At 72.9% G+C, this 22,907-nt stretch carries 27 protein-coding genes and 2 pseudogenes; 21 read left to right on the forward strand and 8 right to left on the reverse strand.

The annotated features are described in order from the left end of the window. Positions 1-4: 4 nt before the first annotated feature. Positions 5-721: a phosphatase PAP2 family protein gene (locus GA0070607_RS14675; protein ID WP_172899189.1), complete on the reverse strand. Its 717-nt coding sequence runs from the start codon at positions 719-721 to the stop codon at positions 5-7. 131 nt (positions 722-852) lie between these two features. Between GA0070607_RS14675 and GA0070607_RS14680 the strand changes: the two genes are divergently transcribed. Further along, positions 853-2,064 carry a DUF4032 domain-containing protein gene (locus GA0070607_RS14680; protein WP_089018712.1) on the forward strand — a complete coding sequence of 404 codons (1,212 nt, stop codon included), beginning with the start codon at positions 853-855 and terminating at the stop codon, positions 2,062-2,064. A 600-nt stretch (positions 2,065-2,664) separates the two neighbouring features. Further along, positions 2,665-3,219, forward strand: a complete 555-nt coding sequence (locus tag GA0070607_RS14685; protein ID WP_089018713.1) for a hypothetical protein — start codon at positions 2,665-2,667, stop codon at positions 3,217-3,219. A 73-nt stretch (positions 3,220-3,292) separates the two neighbouring features. Here the strand turns inward: GA0070607_RS14685 and nagA are convergent, their stop codons facing one another. The 3 genes from nagA to GA0070607_RS14700 are packed head-to-tail and all read right to left on the reverse strand — an operon-like array spanning position 3,293 to position 6,296. Next, a complete protein-coding gene (gene nagA, locus GA0070607_RS14690) occupies positions 3,293-4,402 on the reverse strand; it encodes an N-acetylglucosamine-6-phosphate deacetylase (protein WP_089018714.1) in 1,110 nt (369 codons plus the stop codon). Further along, positions 4,399-5,370 carry an ROK family protein gene (locus GA0070607_RS14695; protein WP_269458427.1) on the reverse strand — a complete coding sequence of 324 codons (972 nt, stop codon included), beginning with the start codon at positions 5,368-5,370 and terminating at the stop codon, positions 4,399-4,401. Before GA0070607_RS14695 ends, nagA begins: the two co-directional genes overlap by 4 nt. After that, positions 5,367-6,296, reverse strand: coding sequence for an SIS domain-containing protein (locus GA0070607_RS14700; RefSeq protein ID WP_089018715.1), 930 nt, complete (start codon positions 6,294-6,296; stop codon positions 5,367-5,369). The genes GA0070607_RS14695 and GA0070607_RS14700 overlap by 4 nt, the downstream gene beginning before the upstream one ends. 199 nt (positions 6,297-6,495) lie before the next feature. Between GA0070607_RS14700 and GA0070607_RS14705 the strand changes: the two genes are divergently transcribed. The 19 genes from GA0070607_RS14705 to GA0070607_RS14795 all read left to right on the forward strand — a co-directional run bounded on the left by GA0070607_RS14705 (position 6,496) and on the right by GA0070607_RS14795 (position 18,989). Next, on the forward strand, positions 6,496-7,281 hold the full coding sequence (locus GA0070607_RS14705) for a DeoR/GlpR family DNA-binding transcription regulator (RefSeq protein WP_074314987.1): 786 nt from the start codon (positions 6,496-6,498) through the stop codon (positions 7,279-7,281). A gap of 120 nt (positions 7,282-7,401) precedes the next feature. Further along, the gene (locus GA0070607_RS14710) at positions 7,402-8,412 is read left to right on the forward strand and encodes an ATP-binding cassette domain-containing protein (protein WP_089018716.1); all 1,011 of its coding nucleotides are present in this window, start codon (positions 7,402-7,404) and stop codon (positions 8,410-8,412) included. After that, the gene (locus GA0070607_RS14715; RefSeq protein ID WP_089021859.1) at positions 8,409-9,425 is read left to right on the forward strand and encodes an ABC transporter permease subunit; all 1,017 of its coding nucleotides are present in this window, start codon (positions 8,409-8,411) and stop codon (positions 9,423-9,425) included. Before GA0070607_RS14710 ends, GA0070607_RS14715 begins: the two co-directional genes overlap by 4 nt. Before the next feature lie 106 nt (positions 9,426-9,531). After that, complete coding sequence (locus GA0070607_RS14720; RefSeq protein ID WP_089021860.1) at positions 9,532-9,933, forward strand: DUF3263 domain-containing protein; 402 nt, start codon at positions 9,532-9,534, stop codon at positions 9,931-9,933. Positions 9,934-10,128: 195 nt separating this feature from the next. Further along, the gene (locus GA0070607_RS14725) at positions 10,129-10,806 is read left to right on the forward strand and encodes a hypothetical protein (RefSeq protein ID WP_089018717.1); all 678 of its coding nucleotides are present in this window, start codon (positions 10,129-10,131) and stop codon (positions 10,804-10,806) included. Then, positions 10,803-11,198, forward strand: coding sequence for a phage holin family protein (locus GA0070607_RS14730; RefSeq protein WP_089018718.1), 396 nt, complete (start codon positions 10,803-10,805; stop codon positions 11,196-11,198). Before GA0070607_RS14725 ends, GA0070607_RS14730 begins: the two co-directional genes overlap by 4 nt. A 22-nt stretch (positions 11,199-11,220) precedes the next feature. Further along, positions 11,221-11,874, forward strand: a complete 654-nt coding sequence (locus GA0070607_RS14735) for a DUF3618 domain-containing protein (protein WP_089018719.1) — start codon at positions 11,221-11,223, stop codon at positions 11,872-11,874. Between the two features lie 28 nt (positions 11,875-11,902). Then, positions 11,903-12,733, forward strand: coding sequence for a hypothetical protein (locus GA0070607_RS14740; protein WP_231931039.1), 831 nt, complete (start codon positions 11,903-11,905; stop codon positions 12,731-12,733). Positions 12,734-12,871: 138 nt separating this feature from the next. Continuing rightward, a complete protein-coding gene (locus GA0070607_RS14745; protein WP_089021861.1) occupies positions 12,872-13,381 on the forward strand; it encodes a GNAT family N-acetyltransferase in 510 nt (169 codons plus the stop codon). A gap of 278 nt (positions 13,382-13,659) precedes the next feature. Continuing rightward, positions 13,660-14,079, forward strand: a complete 420-nt coding sequence (locus tag GA0070607_RS14750) for a hypothetical protein (protein WP_089018721.1) — start codon at positions 13,660-13,662, stop codon at positions 14,077-14,079. 2 nt (positions 14,080-14,081) lie between these two features. Next, the gene (locus tag GA0070607_RS14755) at positions 14,082-15,323 is read left to right on the forward strand and encodes an SRPBCC family protein (protein ID WP_231931040.1); all 1,242 of its coding nucleotides are present in this window, start codon (positions 14,082-14,084) and stop codon (positions 15,321-15,323) included. Next, on the forward strand, positions 15,320-15,739 hold the full coding sequence (gvpJ, locus tag GA0070607_RS34275; protein ID WP_089018722.1) for a gas vesicle protein GvpJ: 420 nt from the start codon (positions 15,320-15,322) through the stop codon (positions 15,737-15,739). The genes GA0070607_RS14755 and gvpJ (GA0070607_RS34275) overlap by 4 nt, the downstream gene beginning before the upstream one ends. A gap of 2 nt (positions 15,740-15,741) precedes the next feature. Further along, the gene (locus tag GA0070607_RS14765; RefSeq protein WP_089018723.1) at positions 15,742-16,518 is read left to right on the forward strand and encodes a GvpL/GvpF family gas vesicle protein; all 777 of its coding nucleotides are present in this window, start codon (positions 15,742-15,744) and stop codon (positions 16,516-16,518) included. A 3-nt stretch (positions 16,519-16,521) separates the two neighbouring features. Beyond that, positions 16,522-16,881, forward strand: a complete 360-nt coding sequence (locus GA0070607_RS14770) for a gas vesicle protein GvpG (protein ID WP_089018724.1) — start codon at positions 16,522-16,524, stop codon at positions 16,879-16,881. Between the two features lie 5 nt (positions 16,882-16,886). After that, positions 16,887-17,234, forward strand: coding sequence for a gas vesicle protein GvpO (locus GA0070607_RS14775; RefSeq protein ID WP_197701265.1), 348 nt, complete (start codon positions 16,887-16,889; stop codon positions 17,232-17,234). 1 nt (position 17,235) lies between these two features. Next, a complete protein-coding gene (gene gvpJ / locus GA0070607_RS34280) occupies positions 17,236-17,619 on the forward strand; it encodes a gas vesicle protein GvpJ (RefSeq protein WP_089018725.1) in 384 nt (127 codons plus the stop codon). Continuing rightward, on the forward strand, positions 17,603-18,430 hold the full coding sequence (locus GA0070607_RS14785) for a GvpL/GvpF family gas vesicle protein (protein WP_089018726.1): 828 nt from the start codon (positions 17,603-17,605) through the stop codon (positions 18,428-18,430). The genes gvpJ (GA0070607_RS34280) and GA0070607_RS14785 overlap by 17 nt, the downstream gene beginning before the upstream one ends. Continuing rightward, positions 18,427-18,639, forward strand: a complete 213-nt coding sequence (locus GA0070607_RS14790) for a gas vesicle protein (protein ID WP_089021864.1) — start codon at positions 18,427-18,429, stop codon at positions 18,637-18,639. The genes GA0070607_RS14785 and GA0070607_RS14790 overlap by 4 nt, the downstream gene beginning before the upstream one ends. Next, positions 18,636-18,989 (forward strand): gas vesicle protein K, encoded by a 354-nt coding sequence (locus GA0070607_RS14795; RefSeq protein WP_089018727.1) that lies wholly within the window; start codon positions 18,636-18,638, stop codon positions 18,987-18,989. Before GA0070607_RS14790 ends, GA0070607_RS14795 begins: the two co-directional genes overlap by 4 nt. A gap of 51 nt (positions 18,990-19,040) precedes the next feature. Here the strand turns inward: GA0070607_RS14795 and GA0070607_RS14800 are convergent, their stop codons facing one another. The 4 genes and pseudogenes from GA0070607_RS14800 to GA0070607_RS14810 all read right to left on the reverse strand — a co-directional run bounded on the left by GA0070607_RS14800 (position 19,041) and on the right by GA0070607_RS14810 (position 22,891). Then, positions 19,041-19,973 (reverse strand): SMP-30/gluconolactonase/LRE family protein, encoded by a 933-nt coding sequence (locus GA0070607_RS14800; RefSeq protein ID WP_089018728.1) that lies wholly within the window; start codon positions 19,971-19,973, stop codon positions 19,041-19,043. A 105-nt stretch (positions 19,974-20,078) separates the two neighbouring features. Continuing rightward, positions 20,079-21,638: pseudogene (locus GA0070607_RS14805) on the reverse strand (AAA family ATPase); the annotation flags it as partial. Between the two features lie 104 nt (positions 21,639-21,742). Next, positions 21,743-22,334, reverse strand: a pseudogene (locus GA0070607_RS34130) (AAA family ATPase); the annotation flags it as partial. A 35-nt stretch (positions 22,335-22,369) separates the two neighbouring features. Continuing rightward, the gene (locus GA0070607_RS14810; RefSeq protein WP_089018730.1) at positions 22,370-22,891 is read right to left on the reverse strand and encodes a hypothetical protein; all 522 of its coding nucleotides are present in this window, start codon (positions 22,889-22,891) and stop codon (positions 22,370-22,372) included. Positions 22,892-22,907 lie beyond the last annotated feature (16 nt).

A 22,907-nucleotide genomic window follows, 5' to 3' on the forward strand; every position in this document is an offset into this window, starting at 1 on the left:
AACCCTAGGGGTACGAGGTGAACGGCCGGTCCCATTCGCGTAGCCGGCCGGGTAGCGGCACATCGTCCCAGGGCACCCGGTGCAGCAGCCGGTCCAGGAACAGGCCGAGCAGCAGCGCCGCCACTCCGTCGGTGAGCCAGTGGAAGTTCAGGTAGGTGGTGGTGACCAGCAGGATCGCCGGCGGGGCGAATCGAACCAGCCGGTGCACGGTCGGGTGCAGTCGCCCGGCCGTCAGCGCGGTCAGCAGTACGGCGATCACCCCGTACCAGACGATCGCGTTGGCGACGTGCCCCGACGGGTAGGAGAGGTCGTACTCGGTGGGCGGCAGGTCGTTGAAGATCCGGACGGACTGGGCCGGCGGCAGATCCGAGCTGGGCGCGGCCCGGTCGGTCAGGACCTTCAGCGGCCCGACCGTCAGGTACAGGAGCACGAACGCCCCCACCACCAGCAGCAGCGGTCGGACTGTGCGGGACCGCCAGGCCACTGCCAGGGCGAGTGCGGCGGCGAGCGGCATCAGCAGCCAGCCGCCCTGCCCGAGGAAGTTGAGCACCCGCGCCGTCCAGTAGATCGGCGCGGGGTGATGGGCGTAGGCCCATTCCCGGACCGCGAGGTCCCATCCGAGCAACGCCCCTCCGGCGAGGGCCAGGGTCAACGCGCCGAACCCGACCAGCAGCAGCGCGTCGAACCACCAGCCGGCCGGGCGGACGGGCCGTAGCCGCAGGTCACGTCGTACCGCCGTGGGTTTGAGCACGGGACCACGCTACCGGCCCCGGGCGAGGCCGGCGTATCCCGCGTTGTGGGCCCAGCCACGCTGGGAGGCGAACGTGGGGGGCGACGCGTCATGCTTGTGCCGTGCGGATCACCTCTGCCCTCGTGGACCCGGCGCTGCTCGACCTTCCGTGGTCGACACCGCTGGAGGAGTGGCCTGCCCAGCACCTGGTGGCTCTGCCGCAGGGCATTTCCCGGCACATTGTCAGGTTCGTCCGGCTCGGTGACTACGTCTACGCGTTCAAGGAGACTCGCGAGCGGATCGCGGAGCGGGAGTACGACCTGCTCCGGGCGCTGGAGCGGATCGACTTCCCGTCGGTCGAGGCGGTGGCGGTCGTCGCCGATCGGCAGACCGAGGACGGGGAGCCCCTCGAGTCGGTGCTGATCACCCGGCACCTGCAGTTCTCCCTGCCGTACCGGGCGCTCTTCTCGCACACGTTGCGGCCGGAGACGATGAGCCGGCTGCTCGACGCGCTCGCCGCGTTGATCGTGCGGATGCACCTGACCGGCTTCTTCTGGGGCGACTGCTCGCTCTCCAACACGCTGTTCCGGCGGGACGCCGGAGCGTTCGCCGCATACCTGGTGGACGCGGAGACGGGTGCGTTGCACACCTCGCTCTCCAACGGCCAGCGCGGTGAGGACCTGGAGATCGCCCGGGTGAACATCTTCGGCGAGGCGCTGGACCTCCAGGCTGCTGGCCTGCTGCACGAGTCCATCGACCCGGAGGTGGTCTGCGAGGAGGTCGTGCAGCGGTACGAGCGGCTCTGGCACGAGATCACCTACGAGCAGGCGGTCGAGCGGGAGGCCCGACACGACATCGAGGGCCGGATCCGCCGCCTCAACGAGCTGGGCTTCGACGTGGCCGAGGTGGCCATGTCGACAATCGAGGACGGGCGCTACCTGGTCCGGCCGAAGGTGGTCGACGCCGGCTACCACACCCGGCGGCTGCTGCGGCTGACCGGCCTGGACGCCGAGGAGAACCAGGCCCGCAAGCTGCTCAACGACCTGGACGCCTACCGGGCGGAGAGCGACCTGACCGACGAGCAGCAGGCGGCGCACCGCTGGGTCACCGAGGTCTTCGAGCCGGTGGTCCGGGCCGTGCCCGCACACCTGCGCCGCAAGCTGGAGCCGCAGGAGCTGTTCGCGCAGATCATCGAGCACAAGTGGCTGCTCTCCGAGCGGGCCGGCCGGGATGTGGGAATGCGCCACGCGGTCCAGTCGTACCTGGCCGACGTGCTGGTGCACCGCCCCGACGAGCAGGCCGTGCTCGGCGTCGAGGTCTCCGCCATCGGCTGACGACGCCGTTATGACCGCCCTTCCGGGCGGTCGGTGTTGTGAGCGATATACCTGTGAGGCATAAATATGCCTCTGAGGTATACCGCTCGGGTGACCACCTCGCCGGGGGCGCGCCTCGTTCACGGTGATCGACTCGATGTCGGCGATGTCGGGGTGTCCCGGCCTGCGGATGGCCCGATATCGGCGATACGGAGTCGATCAACACCCAATCGGCCGGGTCGGCGACCCGACGACCCGCAATTTCTGCGTCGAATGTCCGGTATCGGGGGTCTCTGGGCTGTGACCGGGCGCATCCGTGGGCCGGAATCGTGGGCCGCCGGGGGTCGTTACACACCCTGACGATCGCAGCACCACCGGCCCGCCCCCCGCCCCCCGCAGGATGGGGATGGCAGTCAGGCCAGGTGCTGAGCCCCCGGAATGGGCCCGGTCCGGCGGTCGTTACACACAGACCCGGCGCCACGAGCCCCCGCCCGTAGGCCGCCGACCTTGAAGACTTTTCCCACGTGTAGTTGAAAGCGCCCGACGAGGTGCTCGCACCCTGCGCCGTCCCCCCCCGGATCGCCGCGCGGGTGTCTACCCCCGTGAAGGAGCTGACCCCTCATGAACACGATCATTCGTAAGAGCATGCTCTCCGTTGCTGGTCTCGCGTTCGCCGGCGGTGTGTTCGCCGGTCCGATCGCCGCACACGCCGCGACCCCCGCCGTGGACGGCAAGCCGGCCGCCGTGGCGGTGGCCAAGGTGCAGGGCGCGCAGTCGCACATCGACCTGAACGACGAGCAGACCGCGAACGTCAAGGCGATCATCGCCGCGACGAAGAAGGCCGGCCTGCCCGAGCGGGCCGCGGTCATCTCCATCGCCACCAGCCTGCAGGAGTCGAAGCTGGAGAACCTGGGCCACCTCGGCGACATGAACGACCATGACTCGCTGGGCCTGTTCCAGCAGCGCCCCTCCAGCGGTTGGGGCACCCCGGAGCAGATCACCAACCCCGAGTACTCGACCACCGCGTTCCTCAAGGGCCTCAAGCAGGTCGACGGGTGGCAGGACATGGCGCTGACCGACGCCGCGCAGACCGTGCAGGTCTCGGCCTACCCCGATGCCTACGCCCAGTGGGAGCAGCAGGCCACCGACCTGGTCGCCCAGCACTGGAACAGCTGACCCAACCACACACTGACCGCTGGCCGGCACCCCACCCGGGGTGCCGGCCAGCGGCATATCGAGCCTCCCTGTGTTACTCCATCCAGGAGCCGCCGCGCAGCACCCGGACCACGTTGAGGTCCTCGTCCAGCACCACCAGGTCGGCGCGAAGGCCGACCTGGAGGGCGCCGACGCGGTCGCCCAGGCCGATGGCGCGGGCCGGGGTGGTGGCCACCATCCGGGCCGCGTCCGCGATCGGGATGCCGGCGTCCACGGCGTGCCGCAGTGCGGCGTCCATGGTCAGGGTGCTGCCGGCGATCGCGCCGTCACGGGCCAGCCGGGCCACCCCGTCGGCCACCGTGACGGCCTGGCCGCCCAGCTCGTACTCACCGTCGGCCATCCCGGCGGCGGCCATCGCGTCGGTGATCAGGGCGGCGCGGTCCGGGCCGGCGGTCGAGGTGGCGAAGGTCAGCGTGCCGTCGTGCAGGTGCACCCCGTCGGCGACCAGCTCACAGACCACGGTGGGCGCGTCGAGCAGGGCCACCACCGGGCCCGGCTCGCGGTGGTGCACCGGCCGCATGCCGTTGAACAGGTGGGTGCCGACGCTCGCTCCCGCCGCGACCGCGGCGCGGGTCTGGTCGTACGTGGCGTCGGTGTGACCGACCGCGGCCACCACCCGTTGGGCGGTGAGCAGCTTGATCGCCTCGAGCGCGCCGTCGCGTTCCGGTGCGAGGGTGACCATCCGGATCGCGCCCCCGCCCAGCTCGATCAGCTCGGCCAGCTCATCGGTGGACGGGTCGCGCAGGTACTCCGGGTTCTGCGCGCCGCAGCGGGCGGCGGAGAGGTAGGGCCCCTCGAAGTGGATGCCCGCCAGCACGCCCTCGCCGACCAGCGGGGCGAACGCCTCGGTGGCGGCACGCATCAGCGGGAAGGGCGCGCTGACCAGGCTGGCCAGCAGGGTGGTGGTGCCGTGCGCCAGGTGGAAGCCGGCCGCCGCCCGGGCCTGGTCGGCGTCCCCGGTGGTGAAGGTGTGCCCACCGCCGCCGTGCGTGTGCATGTCGACGAAGCCGGGCAGGATCCAGTGCCCGTCGCGGACCGACGGATACTCCGCCACGGCGGTGATGCGATCGCCGTCCCACTCGACGCAGCCCTGCCGGACGACACCGTTCGGGGTCACCACTCGGCCATTCACCCGTTGGGTCATCGCTTCTCCTGATGGTCACGGACGCGCGCGGCGTCCAGGGCGAGCAGAGCGGCGCCGAGGCAGCCGGCCTCGTCGCCGAGGGCTGCCGCGACCAGCCGCGGCTCGCGGTGGAAGGTCATCCGCTCGTGCAGCGCCGCCCGCAGGGGGACGAGCAGCCCGTCCCCGGCCTGGGCCAGGCCACCGCCAAGGACGATCGTCGCCACGTCGAACAGCGCCTGCCCGGAGGCCAGGCCGTCGGCGAGCGCCTCGACCGCCTCCTGCCAGACCCGGCCGGCCAGTGGTTCGCCGGTCGCGGCCCGTTCGGCCACCTCGGCCGCTGTCACCGGCCCGTCGGGCGTCTCGCCGGCCAGCTCGGCATAGCGGCGGCCGATCGCGGCGGCGGAGGCGACCGCCTCCAGGCAGCCGGGCCGGCCGCAGCCGCAGCGCGGCCCGTCGGGACGGACCAGGATGTGGCCGATCTCCCCGGCGGCGCCGTGTGCGCCGACGGCGGCAGTGCCGTCGACCACGTGTGCGGCGGCGATGCCGGTGCCGATCGCCACGAAGAGGACGTGCCCGGTGCCGCGCCCGGCACCGAGTCGGGCCTCGGCGAGACCGCCGACCCGCACGTCGTGGCCGAGCGCCGTGGGCAGGCCGAGCCGTGCCACCGCCAGGTCCCGCAGCGGTACGTCCCGGAAGCCCACGTTCGCCGACCAGACCGCGACGCCGCGCGACTCGTCCACCACGCCGGGCACGGCGATGCCGAGTGCGACCGGGGCGAGCCCGTCCGCGCGGGCCTTGTCGGCCAGCCCTTCGGCGACGTCCAGGATGGTGCCGACCACGGCGGCCGGGCCGCGTGCGGCGTTGGTGGGGTGCCGCTCGGTGCGTACCGCCACGCCGTCCGGCCGGACCAGGGCGCACTTCATGCCGGTGCCGCCGACGTCCAGCGCGACGACCACCGGGTCGGCGGGCACGGCGTCGCCGTCTCTCACGTCAGCACCACCGACCGGGTCAGGTGCCGGGGTGCGTCCGGGTCGAGGCCCCGGCTGGTGGCGAGCGCGACCGCGAAGCGCTGGGCCAGGATCAGGTCGGCCATCGGGTCGACCGGGGTACGACCGGCGGCCCAGCTGCCCAGCACCGTGCGGCAGCCGTGGGTGCGGCTGTGCACGAAGGCCGCGCCGGTGGCGGCGACATCCTCGGGCAGCCCGTCGGGCAGCTCGCCGAACGCCCAGACCAGCCGGCCGGGCGCGGCGATCGAGATGGGTCCGTGCCGGTAGTCCATCGCCGGGTACGCCTCTGCCCAGAAGGTGGCCGCCTCGCGGCACTTCAGCGCGGCCTCCTGGGCCAGCCCGACCGTCCACCCTCGACCGAGGAAGGTGACCTGCTCGATGGCGGCCGGGTCGATCGGCAGCGGGGCGCGCACCGCCACCTCGGCGTCGGCGGCGAGCGCGGTCACCGGGTCGCCGAGGTGGGCCCGGAGCAGGGCCAGCGCGGTGGTCGCGAAGCGGGTCTGCACCACCGACCGCTCGTCGGCGAAGGGCATGGTCACCGCTGCGGTGGCCAGGTTGACCGCCGGGGACGCCGGGTCGCCGACGATGACGGTGCTGGGCACCCGGCCGCGTAGCGCGACGAGCAGGTCCAGCACCTCGGTGGTGGTGCCGGAACGGGTGACGGCGATCAGCCGGTCGTAGTGGCGGCCGGTGGGGAACTCGGACGCCTGGAACGCGTCGGTCTCGCCCTGGCCGGCCTGCTCGCGGCGGGCCGCGTACGCCATCGCCATGAACCACGACGTGCCGCAACCGACGACGGCGACCCGCTCGCCGGGGCGCGGCAGGTCACCGCGCACGACGTCGGCAAGGTCGGCCGCCTCCCGCCAGCAGTCGGGTTGACTCGCGATCTCCGCGTCCACGTACGCCATGGGAACTCCTCGCAGGGCCGGCCGATGCGCAATACGGCTCGTTACACCCGTATTTCGCGCGTCATTCTGCTCGAAGTCGGGTGGTCGTGGCAACCGACCGACCGATCGCGCAGGCCGGTCTTTTGCGCCACCGTAGTTTCGCGCACTAGTGTGCACGCAATCAATCACCGTTCGTGCAGTCACTGGGAGGGGCCCCGCGGTGGACCGGTACGCCAGATGGAACGCCCTGCTCGAGATGCTGACCGACAACGGCCGGGTCAGCGTCGAGGCGGCCGCCGAACGGCTGGACGTCTCCCAGGCCACCATCCGGCGCGACTTCGACCAGCTCGCCCAGCAGCAGATGATCACCAGGACCCGGGGCGGCGCGGTAGCCAACGGGGTCTCCTACGACCTGCCGCTGCGCTACAAGACGGCCAAGCACTCGGCGGAGAAGCAGCGGATCGGCGCCGCCGCTGCGGCGCTCGTCACGCCCGGCACGGTGGTCGGCCTGAACGGCGGCACCACCAGCACCGAGGTGGCCCGCGCGCTGGCCGTCCGGCCGGACCTGAACACCAGTGCCGAGGGTGCCCAGCTCACAGTGGTGACCAACGCGCTGAACATCGCCAACGAGCTGCTGGTCCGATCCCGGATGAAGGTCGTGGTGGCCGGCGGGGTGGTGCGCCCGAAGTCGTTCGAGCTGGTCGGCCCCCTGGGTGGGGCGCTGCTGCGTGAGGTCACCCTGGACGTCGCGTTGCTCGGCGTGGACGCGATCGACCCGCAGCTCGGCGCCGCCGCCCATCACGAGGGGGAGGCGGCGATGAACAACCTGATGGTGGCCCGGGCAAAGCGGGTGGTGATCATCGCGGACTCGTCCAAGTTGGGGGGTCACGCCTTCGCCCGGATCTGCCCGGTCGACCGGGTGGAGACGCTGGTGACCGACTCGGGCGCCGCTCCGGAGGTCGTGGAGGCCTTCCGCGCTGCCGGCGTGCAGGTCGTCTGCGCCTGATCGGTCACTCTCCGTCGATGAAACGCGTCTTCCGGCGCGTCGATGCATACCGCGTATTGCGCGCGCCTGCATACCGCGTATGGTGTCGGCTGTCACGCCCACCATCGGGGGAGGTGCAGCTTGCCAGCTGTCCTGGAGATCGAAGGTCTACGTAAGACGTACAAGAGTCGTCGACGCGGCACCCGCAACGCGCTCGACGGCTTCGACATGCGGGTCGACGCCGGGCAGGTGCACGGCTTCCTGGGACCCAACGGGTCCGGCAAGACCACCACGCTGCGCACGCTGCTCGGGCTGATCCGGGCCGACGGCGGCCGGATGGCACTGCTCGGGCACGAGGTGCCTGGTGCGCTGGCCAGCGTCGCCGGTCAGGTCGGCGCGATCGTGGAGAGCCCGCAGTTCTTCCCGCACTTCTCCGCCCGGGACACGCTGTCCCTGCTGGCCGGAGCGGGCGAGGTGCCGGCCATCCGGGTCGACGAGGTGCTGGAGCTCGTCGGGCTGCGCGACCGGGCCGGCGAACGGGTCAAGACGTACTCGCTGGGCATGAAGCAGCGGCTGGCCGTCGCCTCCGCCCTGCTGAAGAACCCGAGGCTGCTCATCCTCGACGAGCCGGCCAACGGCCTCGACCCGGGCGGCATCCGGGAGATGCGCACGCTGATGCGGACGCTCGCCGAATCCGGGATGACCGTGGTGCTGTCCAGCCACATCCTCGGCGAGATCCAGCTGATCTGCGACTCGGTCACGATCATCTCGCTGGGCCGGCGGGTCGCCTTCGGCCCGGTCGACGAGGTGCTCGCCCAGCACTCGTCCGGCGCGGTCCGGGTCCGGCTGGAGGCGGTCACCGACCTGCCCGCGGCCACCGACGCGCTCACCCGGGCCGGGATTCGGGTCACCGGCCACCCGGACCACCTGATGCTGGCCGGCGTCGACAAGCCGGCCACCGTGACCCGGCTGCTCGCCGAGCACAACCTCTACGTCAGCGAGCTGGCCCCGGTCGCCGTCGACCTGGAGAGCGTCTTCCTCGAACTGACCGCCACCGCGCCGGTACCCGGCCAGAACCGGCAGGTCGACGAGTCCATGAAGGTCGGTGGAGCGGGGCAGCCCGGCGCCACCGGGGGAGGGTGGGGCGCGTGAGCCTCTATCGTACGGAGCTGCGCCGGCTGGCCAAGCGGCGCTTCACCCGCTACATGTCGCTGCTCGGCCTGCTCGTGCTGGCCGCGGTGGTGGTCGGAGTCTTCTTCACCAACCAGAAGATCGACGCCGGCCAGCTGGCCCGGGCCGAGCGCCAGGCCGACCAGCAGTACCAGGAGCAGGTGCGCTGGAGCGAGCAGGAGCGCGTCAACTGCGAGCAGGCCAAGGCCGCCGGTACGCCGAACGACGGCCGCTACCCCGACGACTGCTCGGTGATCGCGCCGCCGCCCCGCGACCAGATCCAGGCGGAGTGGTTCCTGCCGTCGACGTTCAACTTCCGGCAGACGTTCGACGAGACGCTGATCCCGTTCGCGGCGATCCTCGCGCTTGTCGGGTTCGTGGTCGGCGCGTCCTTCGTCGGTGCCGAGTGGAGCACCGGCGGCATGATGAACCTGCTGCTCTGGCGGCCGAAGCGGCTCACCGTCCTGCTCACCAAGCTGGCCGCGCTGCTCACCGGCATTCTGGCGGTGACGCTGCCCGCGGCGGTGCTCTGGTTCGCCGGGTTCTGGGCGGTCGCCACCTTCCGCGGCAGTACCGAGAAGATGACGTCCGGCGCCTGGCAGTCGTTCACCCTCACCGGGCTGCGCGGCGTGGTGCTGGTGCTGGTGGTCACCACCATCGGCTTCGCGCTGGCGTCGCTCGGACGGCACACCGCGATGGCCCTCGGCGGCGTGGTGGCGGTGATGGTGGTCGGCCAGTTCGGCCTCGGCATCCTGCTGGCGATGGCGAGCGTGCGGTTCGCCGAGGCGTGGCTGCTGCCCACGTACGTGGCGGCCTGGATGCAGAAGAAGATCACCCTGCAGGACTGGGACTCCTGCAACGCCACCTACTACGGGGAGTGCAAGCCGGACACGCTGGACATCACCTGGCAGCAGTCCTCTGTGCTGCTCTCGGTCGGACTGGTGGTGATCGTCGGCGCGGCGCTCTGGGCGATGCGTCGGCGGGACATCTCCTGACCAACGTGGCATGGCGCGGCCGGCCCGGCCGTCGGGTATCCCGGCGGTGCGGGGCCGGCCGCGCCGGCTGCTGCGACCCGGGCCGGCCCTGGCTAGGCTGAGCGCCATGCCCGCCGACGCCACCCCGATCTCCCCCGAGCCGTCCACCGACGCGCACCCGGAGGTCGCGGCCGGTGGTGGGCCGACCGTCCCGGCACCCCGACCGGCGCCGCCCGTCGAGAGCGCGGCTGATCCCGCGCAGGCCACCGGGGACGATGCCGAACCGACCGGGCCGGTGGCCGGGCTGACCGAGCGGGAACAGGCCATCCTCGCCTTCGAGCAGCAGTGGTGGCGGCACGCCGGTGCCAAGGAGCAGGCCGTCCGGGACACCTTCGGTGTCTCCTCGACGCGGTACTACCAACTGCTCAACGGGCTGCTCGACAACCCGGCGGCGCTGGCCGCCGACCCCGTGCTGATCGGCCGGCTCCGTCGGCTCCGCTCATCGCGCGCCCGCAATCGCCGCCGCTGACGCGACCGCCCACCCAACCTGCCCCAACTCCCGATTGTCCGGGTGCCGACCGCCGGCTCGTCGACCGCCGGGAACGGCGTCCCCGATGCCCGGTGCGCCGGGACCGGCGGAAAGCATGGCACCAGATTCGGCGGGTAGGCGGGGAGCGTCCCGGGCCGCTGCCACGCGGCTCCGGGCCGACGGAGGGAGCGGGCTATGACGGGTACCAACCCGAGCCGGCCACCACAGGGTGCGACCGGCACCGCACAGCAGGCTCGGCAGGAGGCGTCCCGGGTCGGACAGCAGGCCGCGCAGGCCGGTGGGCAGGTCGCCCACGCCGCCGCCGAGCAGGGCGGACAGGTGGCCGCGGAAGCACGCCAGCAGGCCCGGAACCTGACCGGGGAGGCCACCGGCCAGTTGCGTGAGCAGGCACGGTCACAGCAGCAGCGGGCTGTCGACGGGCTGCGTGACCTGGGTCAGGGGCTCAACTCGATGGCCGAACACGACGGTGACTCCGGGCTGGCCGGCCAGGCGGTCCGCCGGGCGGCGGACGCCGCGCAACGGGCGGCCGGCTGGCTGGACGGACGGGAGCCCGGCGACGTACTGGACGAGGTACGCACGTACGCCCGCCGCAACCCGGGGATGTTCCTGGCCGGCGCGGCGGTTGCCGGACTGCTGGTCGGTCGACTCACCCGTGGTCTGACCAGCGCTGGCGGCGCAGGGACGTCCGGCGGCCCGGCGGCAGAGTACGGGCACCCGGACGGGGGCGGACAGCGGCCCTACGACCGCACGCTCGACTCGCCCTACCAGCCGTACACGGGTACGGCTCGGGCGCAGAACGTCTCGCCGGCCGGTCGGTCGGAGCCGGACGTGCCGGGCGGGGTGGCCCCATGAGTGCGCCGGAGAAGGAGCGGACCCAGGCCTCGGTCGGCGACCTGCTGGGTGACGTCACCCGGGACCTCTCCACGCTGATGCGGAAGGAGGTCGAGCTGGCCAAGGCCGAGCTCCGCGAGGAGGCGAGCCAGGCCGGCAAGGCCGGCGGCATGTTCGGCGGGGCGGGGCTGGCCGGGTTCCTGGCTGTGCTGTTCGTGTCGTACGCGGTGTGGTGGGGGCTGTCCAACACGATGGACCAGGGCTGGGCGGCGCTGATCGTCGCGGTGATCTGGGCGGTCGTGGCCGGTGGCCTCTTCATCAACGCCCGGACCCAGTTGCAGCGGGCGCGTGCGGTGCTGCCCCGGACGAAGCAGACAGCCCGGGACGTGCCGAACGCCCTGCGAGGTCGGTGAACGAGTCGGGAGGCAACAGATCATGTCCAGTGATCCGGATCGGATCCGGCGGGAGATCGAGACCACCCGCGCCGAGTTGAGCAATGACATCGACGCGCTGGCCGACAGGGTCAACCCGCGTCGGATCGCGGGTGACAGTTTCGGGCAGGCCCGCGGAGCGGTCACGCGAGCGAAGGAGAAGGTGATGGGCAGCTCGAGCCACATGGGCCAGGAGGCCAGCCAGCGGATGTCACACGTCGCCGGCTCGGTACGCGACGAGACCCGGTCGCTCGGACAGCAGTCCCGGGGAGCCATGGGCTCCGTACGGGACGAGGCGCGCTCGCTGGGGCGGCAGTCGCGCGAGCAGACGCAGGGCAATCCGCTGGCCGCCGGCGTGGTCGCCTTCGGTGTCGGGTTGCTGGCGGCCTCGCTGCTTCCGCCGACCGGTCGTGAGCGGCAACTCGCCGGACGCGCCCGCGGCATGGTGAGCGAGCACTCCGACCAGCTGCGCGGGCAGGCGAGCCAGATCGGCCACCAGATGCAGGACAACCTCCGGGAGCCCGCGCAACAGGCGGCGCAGTCGGTGCGGTCGACCGCCGAGCAGGGGATGTCCGCCGTACGCGACCAGGGTCGCTCGGCCGCCGGTCAGGTGCAGGGGCAGACGCGTGCGGCCGCCGACGACCTCCGGCACCGTTGATCCGGCCGGGGTGGGGTCGGTGCCGACGATGCGGGTGAGTTCCGCGTCCGCGCCGGCCCCGGGCCGGCCGGTCAACGAGGATCTGGTTTTCCGGTTCGGCCCGCTGGTCGGCGTCCTGGATGGCGCAACTGTGCCGGAGGGTTTCGACACCGGCTGCGTGCACGGGCCGGAGTGGTACGTCCGGCACCTGGCCGCGCGGATCGGCGTGGCCGAGGCCGCCCGCCCGTCGGCCCGGCTGACGAGCAACCTGGCCGCGGCCATCCTCGCCGTCCGCGCCGACCACGGCGGCCAGTGCGACCTCGACCATCCGGGTACGCCGTCCAGCACCGTCTGCCTGTTGCGGCAGTGCGGCGACAGGGTGGACTACCTGGTTCTCTGCGACAGCCCGCTGATCCTGGACACCGGCCAGGTCACTGTGGTGACCGACGACCGGCTGGAGGCGGCGATGGCCGAGCTGCGCCAGACGGTCGCCACCGTGCCGACTGGCGCGACTGACCCGGTCACCCGTTTCCGGCACGCTGTGGGCGTCCAGCGGGAACGGATGAACCGCACACACGGTTACTGGGTGGCGGCGGCCGACCCGGACGCGGCCTTCCACGCGGTGAACGGGACGGTGCCGCTGCGGGGGCCGTCGGCGCTACGCCGGGCGGCGCTGCTCAGCGACGGCGCATCCAGCGCTGTGGAACAGTTCGGGCTGACCGACTGGGCGGGGCTGCTGGACATGTTGAGCGCCGACGGACCGGGCGCGTTGCTCGACCGGGTTCGGGAGGCCGAGAGGGCCCATCCCGATCGGCTGCGCCGGCACAAGCCCACCGACGACGCCTCGGTGGTGTTCTGCGAGTTCGGGCCGGCGGCCTGAGGGCTTCGCACCGGCCGGTGGCAACAGAGCGTGAGGCAGGACACTCGTGCGGTCCGACCGGTCGATACCGGTAGCCGGACCGCCAGTGGATGCCCAATGGGGTGGACTTCGGCCGATGAGGGCGGCAGACTCCGGCACGTGGCGGGTGCGGTCCGGTTGGAGCCGGTGGATGAGCAGAACCTGGAGCCATTGCTCTCCGTAGCGGCTGCCGAGGCCGAGCCGGGTGATGTGATGCCTCCGGTCGACGCTCCCGCCGGCTGGTCGCTCGCCCGCCGGGAGGCTTTCCGGGACTTCCACCGGGCGAGCTTCGGCGGCCTGGACGGTCCGACGCGTTCCCAGATGTACGCGATCCTCGTCGGTGGTGAGGTGGCCGGCATGGTCCGGATGACGCGCTGTGACGAGCCCGGCACCGTCGAGACCGGAATGTGGCTGGGTCGGTCGGCTCGCGGGCAGGGGATCGGCGCGACCGCCCTGCGCGAGTTGCTGAACGCCGCCGCCCGGGCGGGCATGCGGGCCGTGGTGGCCGAGACGACCGCGGACAACGTGGGCGCGGTCGGCGTACTGAAAAAGTGCGGCGCCAAATTGCGCGAAGATGGCGGCAAGGTGCGCGCCGAAATCTGTCTGGATTCGACGCCCCCAGCACTCTGAGGCGATTCTGAGGGTTTCGTCTTCTCTGTCGTTCTCCCTGGTGGTTGCCACCTCGACGTCCGTTCTGGGGCGTCCATTCCCGCGTTCCCTGATGGTGCTCGTCGACGCGTAAGGAAATCGCCGGAACGGTTTCGGTGGAATGCGGTCGGGTACTGCCCGCCGGGTCCGCAGATACGGGACGCCTGATTGAAGGCACGGTTCGCGCTATTCCCCGGTAGCCCTTCTCCGGCCCCCACCGGGCAGGCGTCCGCACCCCTTCGGGGAGCGAAGGAGAACTGATGAAGACCGGAACACGCATCGGACTGGCGGTGGGCTTCGGCTACCTGCTGGGCCGCCGCCGCAAGCTGCGTACCGCACTCACGCTGGCCGCCGCGGTCGCCGCCGGCCGAGCCAGCCGGGACGCCGGCGGGCTGTTGAAACGGGGCACCGACGTGCTGCACTCGTCCCCCCAACTGAGCAACCTGAGCCGGCTCGGCGGGCCACTGGTCAACGCCGGCCGGGCTGCCGCCACCGCGGCGGCCGGCAGCGGCGTCGACGCGCTCACCGGTCGGCTGCGCGACTCGGCCGACGCGCTGCGCCGCCGTTCCGGAGACCAGAGCGGCACCGCCGACAACGACACGGATCGCGACAACGACCGCGACACGGCAGGCCGGACCGACCGGGACGACGCGGCGGCCGGGCAGCGGCGGGGGCGGTGACCATGGCGGGGAACACCAACCCGGGCGGACTCGGCGACATGCTCCGCGGCCAGTTGGCCGACGAGGTGCGCAACCTGGCCGAGGCGATCGGCGAGCGGGCGATGACGGTGGTGACCGAGCGGATCACCGGCGCGACCGGCCGGCTCAGCGAGTACGCGCGCCAGGGCGGCGGACCCGGCCTGATCGCCGCCGCCACCGGTGCGCAGAAGCTCGCCGAGGGTCACTCACCGATGAAGGCGATGGTGCATGCCGGGATGGCCGGCGGTAAGGAGAAGGTGATGTCGGCTCTCAACCGCGCGGGCGGTAAGGGCGGCGGCAAGGGCGGCAAGGGCGGCAAGAAGAAGGTCACAAACATCGTCGAGACGATCGAGGTCGGCGTGCCGGTGCGGGCCGCGTACAACCAGTGGACGCAGTTCGGCGACTTCCCGAGCTTCATGAAGAAGGTCGAGAATGTCGACACCGACTCGGACGAGAAGCTGACCTGGAAGGCGCAGGTCTTCTGGTCGCACCGGACCTGGGAGTCGACAATCGTCCGGCAGGTGCCGGACAAGCTCATCCACTGGCGGTCCAAGGGTGAGAAGGGCTCGGTCGACGGCACCGTCAGCTTCCACGAGATCACCCCGGACCTGACCCGCATCCTCGTGGTGCTGGAGTACCGCCCGCAGGGCCTCTTCGAGCACACCGGCAACCTCTGGCGCGCCCAGGGCCGACGGGTCCGGCTGGAGCTGAAGCACTTCGTCCGGCACGTGATGACCGATGTCGCGCTGGACCCGGACCGGGTCGAGGGCTGGCGCGGCGAGATCCGCGACTCCCAGGTGGTCAAGGACCACGAGACCGCGCTCCGCGAGGAGCAGGAGGCCCGCGAGGAGCAGGGCCGGGCCGAGGCCGAGGAGGAGTGGGAGGAACAGCCGGAGGAGGAGCGGCGCCGGCCCGCCGAGCGCGGCCGCCGTCGGCCGCCGGAGCGTCGCCGTCCCCCTGAGGAGGAGGAGTACGAGGCGTACGACGAGGGCGAGGACTACGACGAGGGGTACGAGGAGGAAGAGCCCGAGGAGGAGCAGCAGCCTCCGCCCCGCCGGCGCCAGCCGGAGCGGGCGCGCCGCCCCCAACCGCGCCAGGAGCGGGAGTCCCGCGAGGAGCCGGAGCCGCGCGAGGAACGGCAGCGGCCCCGCCCCGCCGCCCGTCGGGCCCCGGAGGCACCACGACGGCCGGTGGTCCGCCGCCGACGTGAGGAGCGTGACCAGTGAGCATCGCGACGACCAGCAGCCAGGGCGGCGTGTTGGAGCGCGGCGGCGGCGGAGGAACGCTGGCGGACGTCGTGGAGACAGTGCTGGACAAGGGCGTGGTGATCGACGCGCAGGTGTCGGTCGCCGTGGTCGGCATCCAGTTGTTGGAGATCAACGCCCGGATCGTGATCGCCAGCGTCGACACGTACCTGCGGTTCGCAGAGACGGTCGACCGGCTGAGCATCGTGCCCAAGGACACGAAGGGGCTGCCCGACCTGGCGGGGGACGCGGCCGGAGCGGCGACCAGGGGCAAGGCGATCTCCGGCCTCGGCAAGGCGGCCCAGGAGATCAGCGGCGCGGTGGCGGACTCGCTGAGCGACCGCGGCTCCGACCGGCAGCGGCAGCGGCCACGCCGACGCCGGGACGAGGAGCGGTGAGGATGACCGACGACCAGGCCCAGCCGGCCGGCGAGGCCGGGCTGTTCATCTACGGCATCGTGCCGTCCGACGTGGAGCCGACCCCGGACGCGGAAGGGGTCGGCAACCCGCCGGGCGAGGTGACCGCGGTCCGGCACGGCGACCTGGCCGCGCTGGTCAGCGAGGTCGGGTTGGAGGAGCCGATGGGCCGCCCGGCCGACCTGACCGCGTACCAGACGCTGCTGGACGGGACGGCGGCCGTCGCGCCCGTGCTGCCGGTCCGGTTCGGCACTGTGGTGACCGGGCCGGACGCGGTCCAGGACCTGCTGGAGGCCCACCACGACCGGTTCGCCGCCGCCCTCGACGAGTTCGAGGACCGGCTGCAGTACATCGTGCACGGCCGCTTCCACGAGGAGGAAATGATCAGCGACTTCCTCGCCGAGAACCGCTCCGCCGCCGCGCTCGCCGACCAGGTGCGCGGCCGGTCGGAGGCGGAGAGCCGGGAACAGCGGATCCGGCTCGGCGAGATGATCAGCCAGGGGGTGGAGCTGCGCCGCGAGGCGGAGAACCGGGCGCTGATCGACGTGCTCACCCCGTACGCGGTGGCGCACGTGCCGCGCCCACCGAGTAGTGAACTGGACGCGATGAACGTCGCCTTCCTGGTCGCCGCCGACGACGAGGAGGAGTTCGTGCGGGTGCTGGAGGAGTTCGCCGAGCAGCGACGGGACCTGATCCGGATGCGGCTGCTCGGGCCTCTCGCCCCGTACGACTTCGTCAGCGCCCATCAGCTGGTGGAGTGAGGCATGGACATCCTCTGGGGTCTGCTGACCCTGCCGTACGCCCCGATGCGAGGGCTGACCGCCGTGGTGAAGGTGATCGCGCGGGAGGCGGAGTCACAGCGGTACGACCCGGCCAACATCCGGCGTGAACTGGAGGAGTTGGACGCGGCGGCGGCCGCTGGCGAGATCACCTCGCAGGAGCGTGACCTGAGACAGCAGCAGGTCCTGGACCGGCTGATGGGCACGGGCGGCGGCGCCCGTAGCGCTGCCCCGGGCGCGGGCCGGGCGGGTGACCGCCCGACCCGCTCCGAAGGGCCACGGGGGACCGGCCAGCGACGGCGTGCCGACCGGCCGGGTGACCCGGGCCGGCGGCGGGGGAGGTGAGCGAGGTGGCAATCCGCAGCGACGGCGAACGTACCCGCCGGCGGGAGCCGGCGGGCGGCGACGCCGATCAGTACGACGAGGAGGAGTACGTCGAGCCGGTGTCGGCCGCCGAGGCGGTCCGGGAAGGACTGCGCCAGGTTGTCGAGCTGTCCGGCCGGGACCCGGTCGGAGCCACCTCCGTCCAGGCCACCGACGACGGCTGGCTGATCGGGGTCGAGGTGGTCGAGGATCACCGGATTCCCGCGTCGACCGATCTTCTCGGCCTCTACGAGGTGGAGCTGGACATCGAGGGCGGCCTGCTGGGCTACCGACGGGTGCGGCGCTACCAGCGCGGGAAGGGTGAGGTGGGCTGAAATGACCGCTGCGCAGCAGCCATCGGTGGTGCAGAACTCCGGCCAGGTCCTGCCCGCCGGTCACGAGCCGGCCAACCTGGGCGACATCCTGGAACGGGTCCTCGACCGGGGCATCGTGATCGCCGGTGACATCCGGGTCAGCCTGCTCGACATCGAGCTGTTGACGCTGAAGCTGCGGCTGGTCATCGCGTCGGTCGACACCGCGCGGCAGATCGGCATCGACTGGTGGGAGCACGACCCGTGGCTCAGCTCGCGGGCTCGGCCGCCGGTGGAGCCGGGGCCGCGTGACCCGGAGCAGGTCGAGGCGGAGCGCCGGCCCCGGGTGGCGGCCCGGGCGCGGCGCCGAGACGCCGAACGGGAGGAGTGGGATGAGTTCGACGGATGAGGTGGCCGCCTCCGCGCCCGCCCCGGTCGCCGGGGCCTGGCTGCACGGCGTGGTCCGGGACGCCGATCCGGCGGCGCTGGCGGCGATAGCCGGGATGGACGGCGCTCCGGTCCGGGCGGTGTCCGCCTCCGGCCTGGTCGCCGTGGTCAGCACGGCGCCGCTGGACGAGTACGGCGAGCAGCCACTGCGCCGGAACCTGGAGGACCTGGCGTGGCTGGAGCGGGCTGCCCGGGCGCACCACTGCGTGGTCGAGGCGCTGGCTCGACGGGGACCGGTGGTGCCGGCCCGGCTCGCCACCGTGCACACCGACGACACCCGGGTGGCCGGGTCACTCGCCGCGTGCCGGGCGGAGCTGGAGGCCACCCTGAACCGCCTCACCGGACGCGACGAGTGGGGTGTGAAGGGTTATCTGGTGCCGGGAGTGGCTCCGGCGAGCACCGAACCCGTCGCGGCCGGCGGTGTGGGGGCGGCCTACCTGCGGCGGCGTCGGGCGCAGTTGACCGCGCGGGAGGAGGGCCAGCAGGCGGCGAGTGCGGCGGCGGAAGCGGTGCACGTCGCGCTGTGCGAGCTGGCCGTGGCGGGCCGGCGGCACGCGCCGCAGGACCGGCGGCTCTCCGGTGCGTCCACCCCGATGGTGCTCAACGGGGCGTACCTGGTGGACCTCGTGGCGCAGCCCCGCTTCACCGACCTCGTGGGCGCGCTGGGCAGCCGGCATCCGGAGATCCGGCTGGAGCTCACCGGGCCGTGGCCGGCGTACTCCTTCGTCGCGGAGCGGCCGGAGCCGGCGCTCACCGTGCGGGAGCCGTGGTGACCAGCGCGCTCGCGCCGAGCAGCGCGGACGATCCGCTGGCCTACCGGCCGGTCGCCCTGGTGGACCTGCTCGACAGGGTGCTCGCCACCGGGGTCGTGATCAGCGGCGACCTCACCCTGGCCATCGCCGACGTGGACCTGGTCCGGATCTCGTTGCGCGCGCTGGTCGCCTCGGTCGGCGCGTTGGCCCCGCCGGAGGACGCCGGATGACCGGGCGGGACGAGGCGGCGGAGCTGGCCGCCGCACTGGGCGCGGAGTCGTGGCAGCCGCCCCGCGTCACCCCGCTGGACCGTCGGGTCGCGGTGGACCGTGACTCGGTCGAGCGGGGGCTGGCCAGCCTGGTGCTGACGATCGTGGAGTTGCTGCGGCAGCTGATGGAGCGGCAGGCGCTGCGCCGGGTCGACCTCGGTGACCTGACCGAGGAGCAGATCGAGCGGATCGGGGTGACGCTGATGGCGCTGGAGGAGCAGATGGCCGGGCTGCGCGAACACTTCGGTCTGGCCCCGGAGGACCTCAACCTGGATCTGGGCCCGCTCGGCCCGCTACTCCCCACCGAGTGACCCGGGCCGGCCGGCGACAACCCCCGACAGGGGTCGCCGCCGACCGGTGGATCAGGCCGGCACCCGGACGATGTCGTAGTCGGTGTCCGGCGTGGACTCCACGTCGAACCGGCCGTTCACCACGTACAACGCCGAGCCGAGCAGGTCTCCGGTCGCCGGCGACCGCAGCTCCGGGCCGGTGATCTCCCGCTGCACCACCCCGGCGGTGTAACCGTGGTTCAGTCGGACCACAGCGATGACGTTTGTCAGGTTACGGATCACGTACAGGGTGTGACCGCGCAGCACCAGCCCGTCGGCCCGCTCCACCGAATAACCACCGAGGTCGACGAGTCGGCTGCGGCCGGTGCGCGGGTCGATGCGTACCAGCCGGCCGGGCAGCATCTGTGCGACCAGCAGATCGCCGTCCGGCAGTGCCACGATCCCGTTGTGGTAGGCGTCCGGTGTGGCAGCCGGTCCGCTGAGCGGCAGCACCCGGTGGGCCGTGGCGGCGGGCAACCGGCCACCGTGGCCCAGCGGCACCACGTACAGCACCTGCCGGCCCGAGTCGGTGAAGTAGACCGCCCGCTTGGTGATCACGAGGTCGTTGACGTAGCTGCCCGGCTCGTCGGTGAACTGGTAGTGGGCCAGTAGCTTGCCGCTCCCCGCGTCGTACACGCTGGCACCGCCACCGGAGAAGTCGGCGGTCCACAGCCGGCCCTGCTGGTCGAGCTTGAGGCCGGCCTTGTCCTTGCCCGGCACCGCCGGGATCAGCACCGAGCCACGGCCGGTACGTAAGTCACCGCGCCACACCGCCCCGTCCAAAATGGAGCTCACGTACACGGTGGTGCCCCGACCGATCGTCAACCCCTCGGGAGTGAACCCGTTGGGCAGGGCGATCCGGGCCGGGAACGGCTTTGCCGGATGGGCGGTCGCCGGCGAACCGACAGTGGTGAGGGTGGCCGCCACCACCAGGGGAACGAGGAGAAGCGAGAGCAGCTTGCGCAAGAAACACCGCCTGACGTCGTCGTGGATCTCTCCACTGAGGAATGTGACGTCCTAGGAACACCCTGGGTACGACGAAAGGTTGACTACCGGGTCAGCTGGGACGGGTCACCCTCGCTCGGCGGCGTACCTGGCCAGCCAGGCGACCTGGGCCGGGTCCAGCGACGGACGTACCCGGCGCCGGGCCGTGGCGACATGCGCGGCGGTGACCGTGGCCGCGGCCAACGACTCGCGCATCGCGGCCAGCGCCGCCTCCCGGACCAGCGCCGCGCAGTCGGCCGCGGAGAACCTGTCCAGTTCTCCGCCGAGGGCGGCCAGGTCGACGTCCGACGCCAGCGGCACGTGCCGGGACGCGGCGCGCAGGATCTCCGCGCGGGCCGCTCCGTCCGGCGGCGGCACGTAGACCAGCCGCTCCAGCCGGCCCGGCCGCAGCAGCGCCGGGTCGACCAGGTCGGGCCGGTTCGTCGCGCCGACCACCACCACGTTGCGCAGCGTCTCCACCCCGTCCAGCTCGGTGAGCAGCGCCGCGACCACCCGATCGGTGGTTCCCCCGTCGGTGGCCTGGCCACGTACCGGCGCCAGCGCGTCGACCTCGTCGAGGAAGATCAGCGTCGGGGCCGCCTCCCGGGCCCGGCGGAACAGCTCACGGACCGCGCGTTCGCTCTCGCCCACCCACTTGGAGAGCAGCTCCGCGCCCTTCACCGAGAGCACGTTCGCCCGGCCCGAGCCGGCCAGCGCGGTGACCAGGTACGTCTTGCCGCAGCCCGGCGGCCCGTAGAGCAGCACACCGCGCGGCGGCTGCACGCCGAGCCGGGCGAAGGTGTCCGGGTAGGTCAGCGGCCAGAGCACCGACTCGCTCAGCGTCTGCTTGACCTCGACCAGGTCACCCACGTCGTCCAGGGTCACCGAGGCCAGCTCCAGCGTGGACGCGGCCATCGTGGTCGGCCGGACCACCTCCAGCGCGGCGGTGAAGTCGGCCATCGACACGGTCGGCGTCTCGGCCGACTTCTGCCGCAGCGCCGCGCGTACCCCAGCCTCCCGGACCAGCGCGGCCAGGTCCGCGGCGACGAATCCAGGGGTACGTCCGGCCACCTCGTCGAGCCGGACGTCATCGGCCAGCGGCACCTGCCGGGTCAGCACGGTGAGCTGCTCGCGGCGCAGCGCCGGGTCGGGTAGCGGGATGCTGATCCGCAGCGACAGCAGGTCCGGCGCGCGCAGCGCCGGGTCGACCGCCTCCGGCCGGCCGGTGGTGCACACCACGGCGGCACCCGACCGGACGGTCTCCGCGAGCACCTGCCGGAACACCGTCGCCACCGGGCCGGGCTCGTCCGCCGGGGCGAGCGCCTCCACATCGGTGACCAGCAGCACCGACGGCCCGCCGGCGCGGACCGCCGCCGCCACGGCCCGCAGCCGGTCGGCGGCGGCCTGGTTGGCCAGCGCGGCCACCTCGGGTGCCCAGAGCGGGTGGACGCGGGCACCGACCCGGGCCGCGACCGCGCGGACCAGCGCCGACTTCCCGGAGCCGGCCGGCCCGCCGAGCAGCACTCCCAACGAGATTGTGGTGCCCAGCCGACCCAGCACCTCCCGGTGGTGGAAGCCGAGGTCGAGCAGCTCGGTCAGCTCCTCGGCCTGGGCCCGCAGCCCCGGCAGCTCGTCGACGTCGGGAGCGTCGTCCTCCTCCGTCGGGCCGACGGCCGCACCGGCCGGAGCCTCAGCCGGCCGGCGCCCGCCGGGCCCTCCGGACGGCCGCTCCGCCGGGGGGAGTCGCCCGGGGATGGCGCCGTGGGTGGCCGGGCCGTGCTCCCAGCCGACCAGCGTGTCCATGGTGACCAGCGCGCCAGCGGTGGGCTCGACCGCGACCACGGTGAGCAGGGTGCTGGTCCAGGCGAACCCGACCGTGTTGGCGAGGCTGCGTCGGGCCGCCTCGATCAGGCTGCGTACTGAGGCGTCCGGCAGCACGTCCTGCGGCAACAGCGAGACGTCGTCGCCGGCGGTGACCACCTTGCCCAGCAGGGCGAGCCGGAGCATCTCCGGGCTGACCGCCGCGACCACCTCCACCGGCCCGGTCAGGGTGACCCGGCTCGCCGGGGTCAGCGGCACCGGAGTCACCCGCACCTGACCACCGTCGTGGAGGCCGAGGTTGCCCAGCGTCAGGTCGTCGGCGTACAGCAGGACGGGGCTCGCGCCCGGCTTGGCCGCCGCCACGATTCCGGCGGTCTCCCGTCGGCCGGCCAGCCGGACCGGGTCGCCGGGGCGCAGACCCAGCGCGGTCAGCACCTCCGGGTGCAGCCGGACGACGCCCCGCCGGGCGTCCAGCGCCGCCGGCCGCAGGCTGGCCGTGAGAGTCAGGTCGGGTTGCGCCACCGCCCGACCGTAGCCGCCGCCAGCCAGTCCCGCGGTCAGCGCCGGGGATCCAACTCGTCCAGCAGCGACGGGTCCCGCCGGATCAGCTCCGCCAGCCGGGCGGCCGGGTCCGGGGTCAGCCCATTCGGGCCGGGTGCCCAGGCCGGCACCGTCCGGCCGGACAGCGGCCAGGCCGGCGGCGGCTCCACCGGGGCCGCCGAGGGCTCCGGACCGACGGTGACGTGCGCGCCGTCCCAGGAGATCAGCAATGGGTACGTCCGCCCGGCGTGCTCGACGCGGACGGTCACCGCCAGCCCCGGGTGGGCGCCGACGACCTGGCGTACCGCCTCGGCCACCTCCTCGACCGGGCCCCAGCCGGCCACCTCGCCGGGAGTGTCCCGCCCCGCGTGCCGACCCGGCCCGGCGTTGCGGGCGTCGGTGCGGCCGTTCCCGAGGTCGGCCGGTGCGCCGGCCGGACCCGGCGGTGTTGCGTTCTCGGCACGGTCGTTGGCCCGCCGGCGCAGCGCCTCCTCGCGCCGGGCCAGCCGGGCCAGCGTCTCGTCCAGGTCGCCCCTCACCAGATCACACCCCTTC

This window comes from Micromonospora coriariae (assembly GCF_900091455.1).
Taxonomy (GTDB): domain Bacteria; phylum Actinomycetota; class Actinomycetes; order Mycobacteriales; family Micromonosporaceae; genus Micromonospora; species Micromonospora coriariae.

Coding starts and splice junctions, on each gene's coding strand:
- GA0070607_RS14735 (WP_089018719.1), top strand. CDS start 11,221: ATGTCCAGTGATCCGGATCGGATCCGGCGGGAGATCGAGACCACCCGC.
- GA0070607_RS14725 (WP_089018717.1), top strand. CDS start 10,129: ATGACGGGTACCAACCCGAGCCGGCCACCACAGGGTGCGACCGGCACC.
- GA0070607_RS14750 (WP_089018721.1), top strand. CDS start 13,660: ATGAAGACCGGAACACGCATCGGACTGGCGGTGGGCTTCGGCTACCTG.
- gvpJ (WP_089018725.1), top strand. CDS start 17,236: ATGACCGCTGCGCAGCAGCCATCGGTGGTGCAGAACTCCGGCCAGGTC.
- GA0070607_RS14700 (WP_089018715.1), bottom strand. CDS start 6,296: ATGGCGTACGTGGACGCGGAGATCGCGAGTCAACCCGACTGCTGGCGG.
- GA0070607_RS14730 (WP_089018718.1), top strand. CDS start 10,803: ATGAGTGCGCCGGAGAAGGAGCGGACCCAGGCCTCGGTCGGCGACCTG.
- GA0070607_RS14765 (WP_089018723.1), top strand. CDS start 15,742: ATGACCGACGACCAGGCCCAGCCGGCCGGCGAGGCCGGGCTGTTCATC.
- nagA (WP_089018714.1), bottom strand. CDS start 4,402: ATGACCCAACGGGTGAATGGCCGAGTGGTGACCCCGAACGGTGTCGTC.
- GA0070607_RS14720 (WP_089021860.1), top strand. CDS start 9,532: ATGCCCGCCGACGCCACCCCGATCTCCCCCGAGCCGTCCACCGACGCG.
- GA0070607_RS14785 (WP_089018726.1), top strand. CDS start 17,603: ATGAGTTCGACGGATGAGGTGGCCGCCTCCGCGCCCGCCCCGGTCGCC.
- GA0070607_RS14755 (WP_231931040.1), top strand. CDS start 14,082: ATGGCGGGGAACACCAACCCGGGCGGACTCGGCGACATGCTCCGCGGC.
- GA0070607_RS14770 (WP_089018724.1), top strand. CDS start 16,522: ATGGACATCCTCTGGGGTCTGCTGACCCTGCCGTACGCCCCGATGCGA.
- GA0070607_RS14795 (WP_089018727.1), top strand. CDS start 18,636: ATGACCGGGCGGGACGAGGCGGCGGAGCTGGCCGCCGCACTGGGCGCG.
- GA0070607_RS14740 (WP_231931039.1), top strand. CDS start 11,903: ATGCGGGTGAGTTCCGCGTCCGCGCCGGCCCCGGGCCGGCCGGTCAAC.
- GA0070607_RS14685 (WP_089018713.1), top strand. CDS start 2,665: ATGAACACGATCATTCGTAAGAGCATGCTCTCCGTTGCTGGTCTCGCG.